The 17,236-nt window shown below is 33.8% G+C and carries 20 protein-coding genes; all 20 read left to right on the forward strand.

Annotated elements, in window-relative coordinates:
• The first annotated feature begins 35 nt into the window (after positions 1 to 35).
• The 20 genes from terL to ACQKMI_RS10760 all read left to right on the forward strand — a co-directional run bounded on the left by terL (position 36) and on the right by ACQKMI_RS10760 (position 17,154).
• Positions 36 to 1,532 carry a phage terminase large subunit gene (terL, locus tag ACQKMI_RS10665; RefSeq protein WP_427488688.1) on the forward strand — a complete coding sequence of 499 codons (1,497 nt, stop codon included), beginning with the start codon at positions 36 to 38 and terminating at the stop codon, positions 1,530 to 1,532.
• On the forward strand, positions 1,532 to 2,998 hold the full coding sequence (locus tag ACQKMI_RS10670) for a phage portal protein (RefSeq protein WP_427488690.1): 1,467 nt from the start codon (positions 1,532 to 1,534) through the stop codon (positions 2,996 to 2,998). Before terL ends, ACQKMI_RS10670 begins: the two co-directional genes overlap by 1 nt.
• Entirely contained in the window at positions 2,988 to 3,905 is a 918-nt protein-coding gene (locus tag ACQKMI_RS10675) for a phage minor head protein (RefSeq protein WP_427488692.1), read from the forward strand. Before ACQKMI_RS10670 ends, ACQKMI_RS10675 begins: the two co-directional genes overlap by 11 nt.
• Positions 3,906 to 3,991: 86 nt before the next feature.
• Entirely contained in the window at positions 3,992 to 4,633 is a 642-nt protein-coding gene (locus ACQKMI_RS10680) for a capsid assembly scaffolding protein Gp46 family protein (protein ID WP_427488694.1), read from the forward strand.
• Positions 4,634 to 4,729: 96 nt separating this feature from the next.
• A complete protein-coding gene (locus ACQKMI_RS10685; RefSeq protein ID WP_427488696.1) occupies positions 4,730 to 5,545 on the forward strand; it encodes a N4-gp56 family major capsid protein in 816 nt (271 codons plus the stop codon).
• 66 nt (positions 5,546 to 5,611) lie between these two features.
• Complete coding sequence (locus ACQKMI_RS10690) at positions 5,612 to 5,746, forward strand: hypothetical protein (RefSeq protein WP_427488698.1); 135 nt, start codon at positions 5,612 to 5,614, stop codon at positions 5,744 to 5,746.
• The gene (locus tag ACQKMI_RS10695) at positions 5,746 to 6,093 is read left to right on the forward strand and encodes a phage head-tail connector protein (RefSeq protein ID WP_427488700.1); all 348 of its coding nucleotides are present in this window, start codon (positions 5,746 to 5,748) and stop codon (positions 6,091 to 6,093) included. Before ACQKMI_RS10690 ends, ACQKMI_RS10695 begins: the two co-directional genes overlap by 1 nt.
• 6 nt (positions 6,094 to 6,099) lie before the next feature.
• On the forward strand, positions 6,100 to 6,426 hold the full coding sequence (locus ACQKMI_RS10700) for a hypothetical protein (protein WP_427488702.1): 327 nt from the start codon (positions 6,100 to 6,102) through the stop codon (positions 6,424 to 6,426).
• Positions 6,427 to 6,438: 12 nt separating this feature from the next.
• Complete coding sequence (locus tag ACQKMI_RS10705) at positions 6,439 to 6,864, forward strand: hypothetical protein (protein WP_427488703.1); 426 nt, start codon at positions 6,439 to 6,441, stop codon at positions 6,862 to 6,864.
• Positions 6,861 to 7,202 carry an HK97-gp10 family putative phage morphogenesis protein gene (locus tag ACQKMI_RS10710; RefSeq protein ID WP_427488705.1) on the forward strand — a complete coding sequence of 114 codons (342 nt, stop codon included), beginning with the start codon at positions 6,861 to 6,863 and terminating at the stop codon, positions 7,200 to 7,202. The genes ACQKMI_RS10705 and ACQKMI_RS10710 overlap by 4 nt, the downstream gene beginning before the upstream one ends.
• A 4-nt stretch (positions 7,203 to 7,206) precedes the next feature.
• A complete protein-coding gene (locus ACQKMI_RS10715; protein WP_427488707.1) occupies positions 7,207 to 7,593 on the forward strand; it encodes a hypothetical protein in 387 nt (128 codons plus the stop codon).
• Between the two features lie 21 nt (positions 7,594 to 7,614).
• Positions 7,615 to 8,229, forward strand: a complete 615-nt coding sequence (locus ACQKMI_RS10720; RefSeq protein ID WP_427488708.1) for a hypothetical protein — start codon at positions 7,615 to 7,617, stop codon at positions 8,227 to 8,229.
• Between the two features lie 50 nt (positions 8,230 to 8,279).
• Positions 8,280 to 8,633 (forward strand): hypothetical protein, encoded by a 354-nt coding sequence (locus tag ACQKMI_RS10725; RefSeq protein ID WP_427488710.1) that lies wholly within the window; start codon positions 8,280 to 8,282, stop codon positions 8,631 to 8,633.
• A gap of 23 nt (positions 8,634 to 8,656) precedes the next feature.
• Positions 8,657 to 8,998: a hypothetical protein gene (locus ACQKMI_RS10730; RefSeq protein WP_427488712.1), complete on the forward strand. Its 342-nt coding sequence runs from the start codon at positions 8,657 to 8,659 to the stop codon at positions 8,996 to 8,998.
• Entirely contained in the window at positions 8,998 to 11,754 is a 2,757-nt protein-coding gene (locus ACQKMI_RS10735) for a phage tail tape measure protein (RefSeq protein ID WP_427488714.1), read from the forward strand. Before ACQKMI_RS10730 ends, ACQKMI_RS10735 begins: the two co-directional genes overlap by 1 nt.
• 13 nt (positions 11,755 to 11,767) lie before the next feature.
• Positions 11,768 to 12,625 (forward strand): phage tail domain-containing protein, encoded by an 858-nt coding sequence (locus ACQKMI_RS10740; RefSeq protein ID WP_427488716.1) that lies wholly within the window; start codon positions 11,768 to 11,770, stop codon positions 12,623 to 12,625.
• Positions 12,626 to 12,702: 77 nt separating this feature from the next.
• Positions 12,703 to 13,677, forward strand: coding sequence for a hypothetical protein (locus ACQKMI_RS10745; protein ID WP_427488718.1), 975 nt, complete (start codon positions 12,703 to 12,705; stop codon positions 13,675 to 13,677).
• A gap of 1 nt (position 13,678) precedes the next feature.
• The gene (locus ACQKMI_RS10750; protein WP_427488720.1) at positions 13,679 to 15,262 is read left to right on the forward strand and encodes a DUF6273 domain-containing protein; all 1,584 of its coding nucleotides are present in this window, start codon (positions 13,679 to 13,681) and stop codon (positions 15,260 to 15,262) included.
• Positions 15,263 to 15,380: 118 nt separating this feature from the next.
• Entirely contained in the window at positions 15,381 to 16,049 is a 669-nt protein-coding gene (locus ACQKMI_RS10755) for a hypothetical protein (RefSeq protein ID WP_427488722.1), read from the forward strand.
• Between the two features lies 1 nt (position 16,050).
• Positions 16,051 to 17,154, forward strand: coding sequence for a siphovirus ReqiPepy6 Gp37-like family protein (locus tag ACQKMI_RS10760; protein WP_427488724.1), 1,104 nt, complete (start codon positions 16,051 to 16,053; stop codon positions 17,152 to 17,154).
• Positions 17,155 to 17,236: the final 82 nt, after the last annotated feature.

The raw sequence follows: 17,236 nt of genomic DNA on the forward strand, positions 1-17,236 counted from the left end.
GGGTGCTGCTGAAAGGACTATAAAGGAGTATGCTAATGAATTTAGACCATTTAACTGAAGAAGAGTTAAATATGTATTTGCTATTAAAGCGAGAAAAAATAATTGAAGATGCACAGAATGATTTTTATGAGTTCTGCAAAGTTTTATATCCTAGTTTTTATAAGCCAAATCGTACCTTCTTGAAAACCATCTGTAACACTTTACAGGACTTCATAGAAGATAAGCTTATTAATCCTACAACTAATGAACCTTATCAAAACTTAACACTCAATGTTCCTCCTCGACACGGTAAGTCATTCACAATTAAAAACCTTGAAATGTGGCTACTAGGTAAGAATAATAAGCGACAGATTATAACCGTATCATATTCACGAGATTTAGCTGATTTATTCGCACAACAAGTACGAGATGGAATTGATGTTGAAGCGAGCGATGATCTTAATATTACATATGCAGATATATTTCCAGATACTAAATTAAAGTATGGAGATTCATCTAAAAGAAAATGGTCGTTAGAAGGTAGCGAAAGACCAAATTATTATGCAACTTCTATTGGTTCTGCAATTACTGGTATGGGTGCAACTGTAGGAGTAATTGATGATCCAACAAAGGATGATTCAGAAGCCTTTAATGAAGATGCATTAGAAAAGATATTGAACTGGTACGATAACACCTTTGCTTCTCGAATAGAAAAAGGTGGTAAAACTATTTTAATTATGACTAGGTGGAGTACTAATGATTTAACAGGTCGATTACTTGAACGTGAGAGTTCTGATTGGTACGAATTAAAATTAGCAGCGTGCTTAAATGAACAAACTGGAGAAATGTTATGCGATGAAATATTTGATATTAAGATGTATCAAAAGCGTAAAAGAACAATGTCACCAGAAATTTTCATGAGTAACTACCAACAAGAGCCAATCAAATTGACGGGGAGACTTTACACGCATTTTAAAACGTATAAGAAGATTCCTGTTAATGAACATGATAGGCCTGTATTCACTAAAGTAATTGGATTCGTTGACTATGCGGATAAAGGTAAAGACTGGACTTGTTGCGTAATCAGTGGAGTATTCAATAATGAATTATACATACTCGATGTTCTCTATTCTCAAGAATCATCGGACAAGACAGAGTATAAGCTGGCTGAAATTATACATAAAAATGAAGTGAATGAGGTTACTTTTGAAGGTAACGCAGCAGGTTCAGTTATTGCTCGTAATGTTGAAAAGATTTTGCGTTCCCAATTCAATAACCATTTAACGACTATTAAAACGTTTCATCAATCTAAAAATAAGGAATCACGCATCTTATCTATGTCATCGACTGTAGAGCGATTAGTGTACTTCCCTTCAAATTGGAATGACCGATGGAATAAGTTTTATTTAGCGTTGATTTCATTTCAACGTATTTTTAAAAATAATAAGCATGATGATGCGCCGGATGCATTGACTGGTTTAGTCGAATTAATTGAAAGTGGCGGTAAACCAATTAGAGCAGTTAAATCTTTATATTCATATTTGAAAGGGTGATGAATATTAATACATTAGTACAAAATAAAATATTACGTAAGCTACGCAAAGGGATTCCTATTAATTCAGAAATGCTATGTGAATTATTAGATGACCATACAAATAAAATCTCTAAAGTGGAATACTTATGGGGGCGCTACTTAGGTAAAGCACCAATTGATGACAGGGAAATGCCTGAATATGCACTCAATAACGAAAAGATTAAACATGATTTCTTTTCGCTGATTGTCAATAATAAGGTTGGTTTCTTCAATGGTATTCCAATCAATTATACGATTGATAAAAATACATATGCTATGAATGATGAACAATTGACGGAAACTGAAGATTCTATTTATCAAGGACACCGTAAAGTTGTATCTGAATTTTTACTACGAAATAACATGCATGATCTGGATAGCGAGATTACAAAAATCATATCAGTATGTGGTGATGGTGTACGTAAATATTACACAGATAAACAAGGGTATACACGAGGAGTAAATCTTAAAACGGACGTAGCTATGGTACTTTTGAATGAACACAAAGAAGTGGAGTACGCTTTACAATTTTATAAGGATTACAACGATAATGATGAATTAGTTACATACATAGAGTTTTATGATAATGACAAAGTTACATACTTTACTGAAAATCCAAAGAAAAAGAGTAAGAATAAAGAACGGTTTGTATTAGATACAGACTACCCCGAAAATCCCCAACAGCACGTATTTGATTATTGTCCATTCGTTTATTTCCAGAATAATGAAGAGTCAATGTCAGATGGAGAACGAGTATTCTCATTAATTGATGCTTACAATCAAGTTGTGTCTAACAATAATAACGATTTGAATGGCTTTACAAATGCATTAATGCTATTTAAAGCTACAAACGGATTAACTGAAGAAATGGTAAATACAATGCGTGTGACAGGTGGAGTAGAATTGGATAAGGACGGAGATGTCAGTTTTTTAATTAAAAAATTAGACCCGACATTTAGTGACTCTTATTTAGACCGCACCGCACAAGATATTTTCCAATTTGCGGAGAGTGTAAACTTCAATGATGAAAAGTTCAATAACCTTAGTGGAGTAGCCTTGAAACATAAGTTACAGGCACTAAGTAATAAGTGTATTGCGCTTGAATCCAAGTTTAAGCGTTCATTAACCGAACAATTTAAAATCATTACAAGTGGATGGAAGAAGATTGGTATTGATATTGATTATCTTGATATTTACTTTACGTTCAAACGTAACCTTCCACCAGACCTTGAATACGAAGCAAATTGGTCTAGTAAAATGCGTGAAACACGTTCTCATAAATCCGTTCTCGATTTAGCATCATCTGTGGATGATTCCGAACACGAATTACTTGAATGGGAAAAAGAAAAACAATCGTCTTATATTCAATTAACCAATCCAAACGTACCAACAAATGAATTATATAACCTTGCTAATTTAGATGAGGGTAACGCTGATGAACGCTAAACAATACGACGCATTTATTAAATTAATACGTGGTATTCAGAATAAGAACGAACGTATGATAGATGAATTGTATTTGAATGAGTTAGAAGAGTTACGGATTTTAATTGCAAAGTTTTATGAGGATCATAGAAAAGATGGTGGATTTGAATTACAGCGTTTAGAAAGTTTAGGATACCTACAACAATTAGATAATCAAATTGTAGAGCGTATTAAGGTACTTACACAAAGCCAAGAAACGATTACTCAAAAGGCAATTGTAGATACATTTAGTGAGTCTTATTATTATCGTGGATTTACCGTTGAGACAGTAACGGCTATGAGTATATACGCATTGCTACAACCTCAAGTAGTTAACTCATTTATCTATAATAATTTGTTACCAAATAAATGGAATGAATCTATTAATGACGATAATAACGTTTTAATTAAACAGTTAAAGTCTGCATTGAGGACTTCCATTATTCAAGGTGACGATTACAAAGCTACTATTGGAGCAGTAAAAGAACGTTTAAATGTTGGTAGAAATAAAGCATTACAAATTGTACAAGAAGAGACACATCGAGCGAGTGAAGATGCTAATTTAAAGGTCATGCAAGATGCTAAAGATAAAGGTGTCATTATGGATAAAAGATGGCTTTCAACTTTAGATAGCAAGACTAGAAAAACACATCAACATTTAGATGGTCAAACTGTTGGAATTGATGATTATTTTATTTCAAAAAGTGGTCGTAAAGCACAAGCACCAAAGAAGTTTGGCGATCCTAAAGAAGATATGGGATGCAGATGTACTACTATTGCTATCTTTAAAGGATTAGAGCCAGAAGTCCGTAGAGCAAGGGATAGTCAAAATAAAGGTGAGATAACCAAGTACAAAAACTATAATGAATGGAAACAAAAACTTAAATAGTAAACGTTTAAGTAATATTAATATGTTTACATATAAGAATACTAAATGATTTACATAAAAATAAACATAAAGGGAGTTATATTAATATGAATAAACCTATTAAAAACTTATTAGACTTAGACTTACAATTCTTTGCAGAAGATAATCAAACAAATGATACAAATACGGAAACGATTACTGATACTGAAACAGGTACTAATGAAGAAAATGAACAAGAAGCTAAAGTACCTACTATGGAAGAAATCCAGAAAATGATTCAGTCTGAAACGGATAAGGTACGCACAGAATATAATAAAAAGTTGAAAGCAAAAGAGAAAGAGCTAGAAACTATTCAAATTGAGAAGATGTCAGAAGAAGAACGAAAGGTGCATGAGATTGAACAGATTCGTCAAGAAAATGAAACCTTAAAACAAGAAAAATTAAAATTTGTAGCACAAACGGAATTGGCTAAACAGTCATTACCATTAGAAGCTACGCAGTTCATTACTGGTGAAAATGAAGAAGAAATTGCTAAGAATGTATCAGCTTTAAAATTAATTATTGATAATGCTGTGACTGAAAAAGCAGGGGATTTATACCGTAGTAAAGGTACTCAACATAAGCAAGGTAGTGAAAAGGTTGGAGCAATGTCGAAAGAGGAATTTAATGCATTATCTCTACAAGAAAAATCAAAATTATATGACGAGAATCCAAGTCTATATAATCAATTTAATTTTAAAGGGCGCTAATTAACTGATGTCCTTTTTATATTGTCTTGTTTAGGGTTTTAAGACACTAAAGATAAAAATACTAAAAAACAAAAAAAGAAATGGAGTGCATAATTTATGCCAAATTTAACACGTAGTACAGATTTATTCCGTCCAGAAGTCCTAGGAGATTCTATTTTAGAGCGAGTGAATTCAAAATTGCAATTTAAAGCTAATGCAGATTTAGATTACACACTTACTCGTGGTGCAGGTGATACTGTCACAATTACAACTCGACACTCAAATGGTAAAGCGACGGAGCTAACAGCAGAAGGTGATGCTATTACATTACATAAAATTCACGATACAGAGAAACAATATTCAATCAAACATATTGGTGATGGCTACCGTATTTCTAAGCGTTCAAAAGTTGCAGGCGCAGGAAATGTAATGGAAGATGCAGTTACTTATATTGGAGATTCTATTTCAGCTAAAGTCAATGAAGATTGTGTAATTGCATTAAATGGGGCTACTAAAGTATTCACTGCTACTACGCCAATTAATTTTGATGCAGTTGTAGATGCTTCTTCAGAATTTGAAGACGAGGGTATGGAGGAAATGATTTTATTTATCCATCCACGACAAAAGCCAACTGTTGTTAAAAGTAAAGACTTTATTAATAATGTTCAAGGCACAATCGAAAAAGCGTATCTAGGTGAACTAGGTGGAGCAAAAGTAGTGATTTCACAAGAAGTTCCATTTAATGACGTTAGCAATGAATATACGAATTTCTTAGTGAAAAATGGAGCTTTGAAGATTTACATTAAGACAGATGTTGATGTAGAGTTTGATCGTGATATTGAAACGAAAGAAGATATTATCACTGGTGACATGATGTATGTTGCGGCACTAAAAGATGATACTAAAGTTGTTAAATTAATTACAACTAAATAATAAGTAATACATAACCATGGGAGGGGTATTCGTACCTCTCTCTTATTTTATTTTGGAGGTGTTTTAATGCGTTACCATCGAAAACGACAATTACGTGAACAACAAGTACAACAAGTTGAAGATGTAGTACAGCCGAAAGAGGTTGAAACTAAACCAAAGTCAACTAAACAAGTATCTAAAGCTGAAAAGAGTGATAAGTAATGACAGGTACTTTATTTACTAAAGAATCCGTTAAATCCTTTTTAAACATAAAAGGCAACGAGAAAGATGAACAGATTAATATGCTTATTCCTGCCACAGTTAAATTTGTAGAAAAGAAGACAGGTTTAGAGTTAGATTTATTCAATTTAGATGAAGGAATAGCTTTTGTTGTCTCTAAATTCATTGAATATTTCATGTTAAATGCAGGTCTAAAAAGCTACAGTTTATCGAGAGAATCAAGTACGTATTCTGACGAAATTCCAAAGTATTTATTGTCATTACTTGAACCTTATGTAGTGGATAGTAATAGTTCTGGAAAATCCATTAACTTTATACCATTACGGTGATTAAAGATGAATGATTTAATAGAAATTTATCGTGCTACAGAAACGGTGGTTAGTGGTAGACCTCGTTATGAGTTCAATAAAATTTGTCCAACAAGTGGAGTAATTGATTTGTTGTCTGGTGGAGTTAGTTTGAAAACTATGAAGATGGTTGAAGATTCTACACACATTTTAATTTGTGGTGTAGTTGATATTCAAATTGGTGATTACGTTACATGCAATCAAAATAACAAACGTGTTTATGAGGTTGTATTCGTAGATAATCCAATGAATAGGAATCATCATCTTGAAGTTGAATTAAAATTCCTTCCAGATAAAGAAATTGAGGAAGAATAAGAAGGTGAGTAAATGTCAGAACTACAAGATTTGGCATACATAGATTTTCGCCAGTATGTGATAGACAATTGGAATAAGATACGGCTCTTGAATGAAAAGGGTGAAGAAATCTTTTCCAAACCGATTCCAAACGGTACAAGAATTAAATGGATGCATACGACAACAAGAACTGAAGTAGTAATTGGTACAGACTTAAACGGTAAACCAATCACAGGATTTATCAATGTGCAGACTAATCCTAACATGATTTTACGTGTTCAAGTACTTGGTAGCGAATTAACAATTCCTACTAAAATTGCTGCAGTGGAATTGATTAATACAAATTCACATGATAAAACGGCTCGTATCAAGAAGAACTTAGATACTATTGTCGATATAGCAACAGCTTCAGACATGTTAACGTATACGATGAATCTTGATATCGGTGAAACATTATGAGCATTACAGTAAGAATCGAGAGTAATTTAGATACTGTTCTTGCTGAATTGATCAATAAAAAAGAATTAACTCTTGAAGCAATAGGATTGTTTGGTGATAGTGAAGCAAAGGTTCGTGCTGCAGTTTTATCTGGTGATTTACGAAGATCTGTCGAACATCATGTTGATCTTCCAGAAAGCAAAGTTGATATTGGTTGCAATAAAGAATTAGCTCCATATGCACCATTCGTTGAATTAGGTACTTCAAAAATGGAAGCACAACCATTTTTAGCACCTGCACTCCAAGAGAATACTCAAAAGATAAAACAAATAGCTATGAGTATTTACGAGGGTGGTTGATTAAATGGGTAGCATGGTATCTAAATATGATTTCATCAAGGATAGGTTAGCTGACATTGCACCTGTCTACATTGTTCAAGCACCTAAAAGTGCTAAGTATCCGTACATAATTATAGATTTTACGAATCAAAACGAGTTGGATTATCTAAAGGATGAGTTATTCCTTGATGTTGACATATGGAATAAAACAAAAATGATAAATGGTGACGTATTTCTCGATACTGAAGCAATCGCTGATGAGGTTGAAAGTAGATTAAAGTTTTTGCGTGACAATGATTCAGAGCATGGCTATGTAATTAATCAAATGAATCGTATTCGTGTTCCGGACGAAGACAAAGAAATACAACATAGAAAATTAAAATATTACGTTAAAGCGTACAATCGCTATTAACAAATTGGAGGAAAAACATAAATGACATTAAATACTCGTAATTATTCAGGTGATATTGTCAATCGTATCATGTTAGATGCAGGCGCTATTTATATTAATACTAAATTTGTAGACGGTAAATTTACTGGTACTGCATTAGGAGCAACACAAGGCGGAAATGAATTTTCACTCGATACGGAGATTAGAAGTATTGGTGTAGACGGGGTAAAAGGTTTAGCGAAGGGATTGAACGTTAAAGAGACTGAAACGCCTAAACTTAAAGTAAACTTGCTTGAAATCACTGCTCGTAATCTAGCTTTAGCAATTGCAGGTAGTAACTTAGATACGACATCTGACCAAGCGTATGACATTTTAACGGGCAAATCATCTATTTCACTTGATGACTATTTAGACAACATCGCTTTTGTTGGTCGATTAGGGGTGGAAGAAGGTAATAAGCCAGTAATTATTGTGGTCGAAAATGTCCTACAGCTAGACCCAATTGCAATTAAAACAACAGACAAAGGTGAGGTAGTATTAGCTTTAAACTTTACTGGACACTATGCGGATGAAAATATTTTAAACGGCACACCACCATATAAAATTTACTATCCAAAAGCTAAAACAGTAACACCACCAGAACCAGAACAACCATAAGCACAATGCCTAGATAACTCTAGGCTTTTTTAAATTAAACAAAATTAGAAATGAGGAATTTATTTATGAGTGAAAATAAAATTTTAGTACGTGAGTTTAATTTAGATGATATGTTCGATTTGCTTGAAATTTATGACAAAGTAAACGTCGATATTGATTTAAGTAAACTAAAGGGGTTAGATGGGGGGGCAATTCAAAGTTATCTATCTAGTTTACTAATTCGTAATTTACCTAAAACCCGAGAAGATATTTACAAGATGATTGGTGATTTAACAGGTTTAACAGTAGATGAAGTACGCAAAAAGGGTATTAAATTCTTAATACAATTAGTCACAGAATTATTCAAAGACTTAAACTTTAAAGAAACAGTGGAAATGGTTTTTACTCAAGAGCCAACCGAATAGAACTACCTAACCGATATGATGTCATGCATGTTCTGTACAAAACGTATGGAAGTATGTCTGAAAAGATTATAAATGGTAGTATTCGGGATGGTTTTATTTATTACAACAAAGCAGTAAGTGAACGAGAAGAAGAAAAAATGTATCAATTATGGCTTGTACAAGTACCACTTATGAGAGAATATATCTCATTTGAAGAGTACAAAAGACGAGCATTATCACCTAAGAAAAATGGTACTAATATTCCCAAAACTCACAATCATGTTATTAAATACATAGATAAAACGGCTGATGAGTTAATGTCTGAAGCTGAAGATATTTTAAATATGACAATAGGTGAAGGGACTCAAATTGAGGTGAAAGTATAATGAATTTACTTAGTTTATTTATGACTGTTGCACTCCAAGACGAGGAAGCCCGAAATGGATTACGTAACTTACAGAATGAAGCACGACAAGCAGGTGAAAAGTTTAAAGATATTGGGGTTGGTATGGCTAAGGTTGGGGGAGCAGTTACTTTAGCTGTTGGTGCTATTGGTACTGCTTTTTACTCAATCGCTTCAGATGCAGATAATGCTAACCGCAAGATTCAAGCTACATTAGGTGCAACAGCAGAAGAAACAAAGGTAGTAGCAGACCAAGCACGTGCGGTTTGGAAAGCAGGTTTCACAGGTTCGATGGAAGAAGCATCTGATGCCGTTTTAGCAGTAAAACAACAGATGTCGCAATTAAACGATGCTGATTTATCAAAGATCACTCAACAAGCTACGACTATTGCTAAGAATTTCAATGAAGAAAGTAGTCAAATCGCTCGTGGCGCAGATACTCTTATGAAAGTTTTTGGGATAACTGCCGAAGAAGCAATGGATAAAGTCACAGTAGGTTTCCAAAAAGGATTAAACTATTCTGGTGAATTTATTGACTCTCTCGCTGAATATTCAATCTACTTTGATAATATGAATTTGAGTGCTGGTGATATGCTAAATGTCATGGTTGCGGGGATGGAGAATGGAGCTTTTCAACTAGATAAAATCGGAGATTCTATTAAGGAAAATTTCCTGCGTTTATCGGATATGGGTAAAGGTGAAGCCGATGCTATCAAAGCACTAGGATTAAATTCTCAAGAAATTATGGACATGATTAACAGTGGTGGAGAAGGTGCATCAAAGGCATATTCAATGGTCAATATGGCAATTGCAGGTCTGAAAAGTGAAACTGAACGTACTGCCATCACTACAGCTCTTTATGGTACTCAATCAGAGGACGTAGGTAAAAAGGTAATGGAAGCTATGCGAAGTGCAGGTGACTCAATAGGAGATACGACAGGTAAAGCACAGGCATTAACTGATACTCTTTCACAGACACCTGCACAGCAAATGGCTGCACAGTGGAATACAATGAAAGATTCTTTAGTTCCATTGGCTACTGAAATGATGAAATTAGGTATGCAGATATTGCCGTATGTTTCATCTGGGATAGAAAAACTAACTAGTTTTATGTCGGGCATGTCACCAGAAACGCAGAAGACAGTTGTAACAGTAGGTGCAGTTGTCGGTGCATTAGGTGGATTATTACTTGTTTTATCACCTGCAATTGGAGCAATCGGTTCGATAATCCCACTATTCGCAGGAGCAGGTGCAGGAGCAGGGATATTCGCAGGTGCATTAGCTGTCTTAACGGGTCCCGTAGGGTTAACTATTGCCGCATTAGCAGGATTAGGTGTTGGTGTCTATGCAATTACTAAAGAGTTGAGTGGATCTTCAATTGAAATAGAATCATGGAAAGATAAAGTTTCTGAATCAACTGCAAAAGCATTAGGTAGCTTTATGGATTTATCGGATAAGGCAACTACTTCATTGAATCAGCTATCTTGGTCTGGTCAAGCCATTACTAAAGATATGGCTACTAAGATGACTGAAATCTATAGTCAGATGGGCGATCAAGTTTTAAATGAAATGAAAGCCGATCATGCTAAAGAATTAGAAACAATGACACAACACTTTGCTAATACTTCATCTTTAAGTCAAGCAGAAGAGGCTGCTATTTTACAACGTGTTCAAACTCATAATGCTGAACGTGAAAAGGCTACTAAAGCAGGAACGGATAGAATTAAAGAGATATTTGCTAATGCAGCAGCAGAGAATAGAGCAATTACAGAAAATGAACAAAAAGAAATAAACTCGATTCAAGATACAATGAAAAATAATGCTATTAAGCACATGACTGAAAGTGAAGCAGAGCAAAGAGTCATTCTTGAGAATCTTAAAAATGAAGCATCTAAGATTACAGCAGAGCAAGCTTCAGTAGTCGTACAAAATTCATTGAAACAAAAAGATGAAGTTACAAAGGAAGCTAATGAGCAGTATGACAAAACTGTTGAATGGGCTATTCGTCAAAGAGATGAGACAGGGGCTATGTCTGCTGAGGAAGCTCAAAAAGTCATCGATGATGCTAAATTAAAGCGTGATGAATCGATTAGAAATGCTGAAGAGATGCATGAAAAAGTAGTCGGTGAAGCGAAAACTCAAGCCGGTGATCATGTTGAACAGGTTGATTGGGAAACTGGTGAAGTCCTTAGTAAGTGGCAAGTTTTCAAAAATGATGTAGGTACAGAATGGGAAAATATGTGGAAGTCTGCTGATAAATGGTGGGGCGATATTTCCGATTCAATTACAGACAGTATTGATGGTGCAGTTAAGTGGGTTGGTGATGGAATTGATAAAATTAAAGGTTTCTTCACTGGTTTAGAGTTGAAGCTACCAGAAATCAAATTACCTAAGCTACCTAAAATTGAACTAGGTACTACTAAGAAGACTATTTTCGGTAAAGAGATTGATATGCCATCCATTAAATGGAATGCTAAAGGTGCAGTATTTAATAAGCCAACTATCTTTAATACAGCCAACCAAGGTCTACAAGGTGTAGGCGAGCAAGGTGCAGAAGCAGTCGCGCCGATTGACACATTAACTGGATATGTTAAAGAAGCTGTAACTGATGTAATGGGTCAAAAAGGTAAAGGTAACATCAATATAGAACAAAATTTCTATGTGAATAAGCAACCAAATGAAGTAGAGATTGTAAGACTAACAAAGAAATCGCTAGAACAACTAGGATTTGCTTGGTAAGGGAGTGAGATAATTGCAACTTGTAACATTTACAAACGAATTGAATGAAGTAATTGTTTTTAATATTGATTCACCATTCATTTTAAGTGGAATTGATGGAACTGGTAGTGTATCTGCTAATCATCGTACATCTGATATTCCATTAACACATGGATCACAGCGCACATCATCTACACTAAATCCTAGATACATGGTTTTACGTGGGTCATTGATTGGTGCGAATAGAAGTGAATTAGCATTACATAAAGAGAAACTAAGTGAAGTATTTAACCCATCTTTGAGGGATGGGAAGCTTACATACGATGCAGGTGCAGGAACGAAATTTGTCTACTCCATCGCTGAGGAACTTCCCATCTTCAGTGACTACATAGGAAATTCAGTGAATTTTATAATTAATATGGTCGCTCATAATCCATTTTGGCATGACATGGGATTTTACGAACATACATTTACTACTCCTTATCAATCACTTTTCACATTCCCTCAAACTTCCACTTCTCAAATGGGATTCCATACTGATACTCAAACATTTATCAATAAAGGAAATGAACGAACACCGTTAATATTAGAATTTGAGGGTGGAGTTAAAAATGTAAAGTTTGTAAATAAAACAAACAGTGAGTGGATTGAAATTAAAAAGAAACTACATAGTAATGAAAAGTTAATTATCAACTCAACAACAGGACAAAAAGAAATAAGTATTATTAATAATAAAGGTGAACAAAGAAATGGTTATGGTTTAATATCACTTGATTGTTCAACATACATACATCTTGAAAAAGGAAGTAATACAATAAAGTTTACTGTTGAATCTGATTCCAAAAAAGGATTAGTAAGAATGAAATGGGAAACTAATTACTTAGGTGTATAAGTATAGGGATTAATTAATATGTAAACGTTTAAGTATATGTAAACATAATTGTAACCATAAATATAAGGAGGTTTAATATGACTGAAATATCTTATTTTTTCGACTCGTCGGAATATCTTATTCGAGAGTATTCGGCTGAACATTTCGGTGAGATGTTTTCTACATTCCTATCTAATGGATTAGTACATACAAATAACATTCCATTGCTGAATGCAACACAAGATAATGAAGGTGGATTAAAAGTGGTTTTATCAAAAGGAATTGCAATGATAAATGGTCACATGTATAAGAATACAGACGATTTATTTTTTGATATTAAACCGCTCGAAAACTCATTTATTCGTACTGATCGTTTAGTATTACGCTACGATAATCGACAAGAGGTTAAAGCTGTTAATGCTTTCATTATTGAAGGTATTCCATCGATTAATCCTACGCCACCAACACTAACACGTTCAGATGAAATCTACGAACTTTCATTATTTCAAATCAATGTAAAAACAAACAATACAGTAGAAATAATTGATGAACGTTTTGACGAATCTGTATGTGGATTATCTCATTCTCGTTTCAGTATTCCACTTGATAAAATGAAGCTTGATTTCGCTAATTTTAAGGATGGATTAAATACTTGGTTTAATGATTGGATTCAAGACATTGAGCAAGGCTTAGATGTTCCAGACTTACGACAAGATTTTGAATTACTAAAGCGTAACTATACTGAATTGATTATGCAACGTAATTTAGAGGGCAAGGTAGGAGCAGGAGAACGAGGATTCTTTTACGACAACTTAGCAGATAGTAAAAAGATTGATACGACAAATACAACAGCGATCATTGATACGGAAAACATGTGTATCAATTTAAATCCTACAGCTTTAAATGGTCATGTAACGTGGAAAACACACCCTATTGGCTTTTTTGCGAGTAAGGTTGAACATTTCCATACAAGACCAATTGGTCAGCTATTAGAGGTTGTTGAAACGGCTTATGGTGGATCAAATGAAATCAAGATTAAAAATGTTGAAGTAACGTTAACGGAGGTGATTTAGTTTGAATGTACAGCGTATTAAAGATTTGCCGATTGGAGCAAAAATTAAAATGGGAAAGTTTCAATCACATAGAAAAGACTATCCTATGGTTTGGCGAATTATTTCAACTAACCACCATACATTAGATCCTAATTATCCATTAAATGCAATTACGCTCATTACTGATAAAGTTATTAATACAATGACTTACGATGCCAAAGAACCAGATAACGCAAATGAAGCACGCTCTAAGGTTGGGAATAATCGTTATCGCTTATCGAATGTTCGACAATGGTTAAATTCTACGCTAGGAGATGGTCATTGGTATGAGCCACAGAATATCATTGGAGCATACCACTATAACGATAGAGATACTCCACCTTCAGCAGAATTCATTAAATCAGAGTGGCGACATGATCCATACGATAATTTAAATGGTTTTTCTACCATGTTTCGTGATTATGAATTGAATGCTATTTTACCTACAAAAATCAAAGTGGGAGTAAATGAAACATATGACTTTGCGCCAACTGTAGATGGTTTAGAACGATATGATTTATTAGATGATAAATTCTTTTTACCTTCTGTTACGGAGCTAGGTTACGGAGAAAACAAATACAATACGCCAGATGGTAAAGGGATTGCAGAAGGTGTACATATTCCATACTTTGAAGTAGATGAAAATCGAAAATCAGCTATGGATAAGGACTGCTTTACTAACTCTAAATATAACAATGTCCAATCCAATTACACACATGACGCATTGATCTATTCTTACATGACTCGTTCTTCACGTTTAGATTCACCTACTCAATTTCATTTAAGTAGTGGGAAATTAGATGTAGCAGGAAGTCCATATAGTGTATATTGTTTGCGTCCTATGTGTAATATCGATGGCGAGACATTAATTAGCATTAATCCAGATGAAGAAGGGTTTTATACGATTGTTGCGGATGTCCCTCCTGTAGTCGAAGTGAAGAAAGTTGATGTACTAGATGTTCATTTCAACGTACAAGATATGCAGGGGAAACCTGTCAGCGTTGAAACGTATTTCAATGGAGTTTTATTGGACACATTTATATCTAACCTAGATGAAACTTTAATTACTACTATTCCATTCGATTCTGTTAAGCCATTACAAAATGAATTAATCTTTATTACAAAAGATGATGGTAATTTACAGGGACACCAAACTTTTAAATTAGACATTAAAACTAATCTTGTAAAAGTAGGGGATAAGGTAAGTGGTCACAATGAAACGTTTGATGTAGCTGATATTCAGAATAATAATGACGGTACAGTAACGTTAATTGTAGATAGAAATCTTAAATATCGAATAGAAGATAATAAGAATATTGAACTTTTGACATTCAATTATCAACCTAGAGTACATTTCACAGAAAATTATCACTCTACACCGTCATATCAAGAAATGAAATTTAAAAGCATGTCTTCTAATTTAGATGGAACAGTCAGAGAAACGTGGGTTTTTGAAGGTGACGGAGTATACAGTAAGACCAAAGTAGATATTAATAGGAAATCAGCACATGATGAAATTGTACTGAAATCAATTGCACAAAATTATAAATTTAAAGATGAAATGTGAGGTGAGATAATTGGTATCTTATGTTGAAAATGTGACTATAAAAATGCCTAACATTAAAGTACGCAGCGTTTTTGATGTCTCACTTGATTACACTGTAACCGAATCATCTCATTTCAAAATGAAATCGATTAGCGCACATAGTACGGTGGAATTTGAATCTGGTGAAGTACCTGCTCTTACGGTAATTGCATTGGATGATTTCCATCTGAAGCTTACATTCAATCAACTTATGCAAAAAGCTAAATTTATTCTAAATGACATTGAAATTAGTGAAATGAGTATCACAGAGCATGAATGCATTTATTATCTGAATCCTGCTATGTTAAACATAGGCGAGAATTTGTTACGAATTATTGTCGTAGATAGCGAAGAAATAGAGCATTTGAAAATGTTCAAGGTGAATAAGGATTTAACTACTAATTCAATTAAAAATAACTCAACCATACATATAAAAGGTAAGAAGTATCAAGTGGTATCAAACAATGGTGATTCTGTTACTTTAGATAGTACCTTACTAAGTGACATTCCAGTTTCATCATTTGTTGAAGCACCTTCATTTACGACTATTCCATACGCAAGTCTTTCTTTCTACAATGAAACGACAACAATGCTTCCGATGGAATTTGTTAAATCCGTATTTGTAGATGGAAAAGTGGAGGAAATGTACGAGGTACGGAACGGTATCGGTGATATTTTACATACGAAAGTTGAAGCTATTCGAGATGATTCAAGTAAATCTGTAAATATAAGCAACGTACAATTTGCATTACAGCCCGACGAGGTGTGATATGAAAGTAAAAATTAACGTTTTAAATCATGATTTAAGCCGATTAACTGTATTAGATGAATACGAATCATTGTACTTTGAACGTAAATACAATGACGTAGGAGAATTCATAGTAACTGCTGACAAGATAACGTCCAGTCAAGCTCATTCGCTTGATATGGGCGTTTTTATTATGCTTGGCACAGATGAACGTAAAATAGGATTAATAACCAATATAAAAATGAGGGACAATGAAGACGGTACTAGTAAGATTGTAGTCAATGGTAAAACATTAGGGGTAATACTTAATGATCGTGAAATTATTCCTCATGAAAATGAAACCTCTATTACATACACAGCTAATGTTGAATCAATCTTGTATTATTACGTCTACAACCACTGTATCAATCCATTTGATAATGCACGTAAATTTCCATTATTAAAAGCATCTGAAGATAATAAGACAGGTAAAAGTATCAGATGGACATCTAAACAAGCTAGATTATTAGATACTATTAAAATTATATCTGAAATGTACGAATATGGTTGGCAAATTAAAGCAGATATTGATAGTGGTGAATTAATTTATGATGTCTACAAAGGTAGAAATCTAACCATAGACAATGAGGAAGGTAATAGTCCTGTAGTGTTTTCACGCAAACACGAAAATATTTTTAACATGGAATATGTTCAAGATACTAACGATGAGCGAACATTTGCTTATACATTATCAGATGGCAATGGAGCAGGACGTAAGATATATGAATCTGAACGTGTAAGTGGTTTTGACAGAAAAGAAATTACATTACAAGTTGCTTCACAGGAAGACGGTAAGTACATAGACGTTCCAGAAAGATCCGATGTTTTACTAAAAGAACATGCAAAAATAAAGACTGTAGATGCTGAAATACGTGATTGTAATACGTTTAAATTTGAAGTTGATTATGATTTAGGTGATGAAGTTACCGTATATAATCCATCCTGGAACATGAAGGAGAATATGCGTATTATCAGTATTGAAGAGACATACGACAATAATGGACGTACTATAAACGCACGTTTTGGAAGTAAAATATTAAGCATTATTGATAAATTAAAACGCGAGAATAGAGTTTATGAAATATAATACATACCCACATACTTAAACGTTTGTGGGTATGTTTCAGTTTAATTATTTCAATGGTAACATTAGCTAAAGGAGTGGATTA

The organism is Lysinibacillus sp. NPDC097214, assembly GCF_050277945.1.
Classification (GTDB): domain Bacteria; phylum Bacillota; class Bacilli; order Bacillales_A; family Planococcaceae; genus Lysinibacillus; species Lysinibacillus xylanilyticus_B.